Origin of the sequence: Streptomyces sp. CA2R106, from assembly GCF_037034245.1 — a bacterium.
Taxonomy (GTDB): domain Bacteria; phylum Actinomycetota; class Actinomycetes; order Streptomycetales; family Streptomycetaceae; genus Actinacidiphila.
This window is the reverse complement of the sequence record NZ_JBAGKC010000164.1, coordinates 1-577: the sequence shown is the minus strand read 5'-3', so window position 1 is coordinate 577 and position 577 is coordinate 1. Positions and strand designations below refer to the sequence as shown.

Here is a 577-nt window from a genome sequence, read left to right as displayed (position 1 = left end):
ACCAGCCCCCACGGCATCGGCACCCCGAACCGCCAGCTCCACAAAGCCCGTTCCGGGAAAGAGCACCGTGCCGTGCACCGCGTGATCCCGCAACCACGGCTGGGCCCGCAACGACAACCGCGACGTCAGGACAACCGTGCCCGAACCCGGCACCGCCACCACCGCACCCAGCAACGGATGCTCCGCAGACACCAAACCCGCCGCCGCCACATCCCCCGCCACCAACGACGGCTCCGGCCAGAACCGACGCCGCTGGAACGCATACGTCGGCAAACTCACCCGCCCCGACACCCGCCCCGCGAACAGCCCGTCCCACGTCACGGAGACGCCGTGCACGAACAACTCCGCGGCCGACAGCAGGAACCGGTCCAAGCCGCCCTCGTTACGGCGCAGGGTGCCCGTCGCCACGGTGTCCTCACCGAGCGTGTCCTGCACGGCCATCGTCAACACCGGGTGCGGGCTGACCTCGACGAACGCGGTGAAACCGTCAGCCGCCAGAGCCCGCGTCGCCTGCTCGAACTCCACCGTCTGCCGCAGATTGCGGTACCAGTAACCGGCGTCCAGGGTGGAGGTGTCA

The 577-nt window shown here is 69.7% G+C and carries 1 protein-coding gene; it reads right to left on the bottom strand.

The features are described 5' to 3' along the window. Positions 1-577: acyltransferase domain-containing protein (locus tag WA788_RS35540; RefSeq protein ID WP_335984639.1), on the bottom strand; the 577-nt coding region annotated here is incomplete at both ends.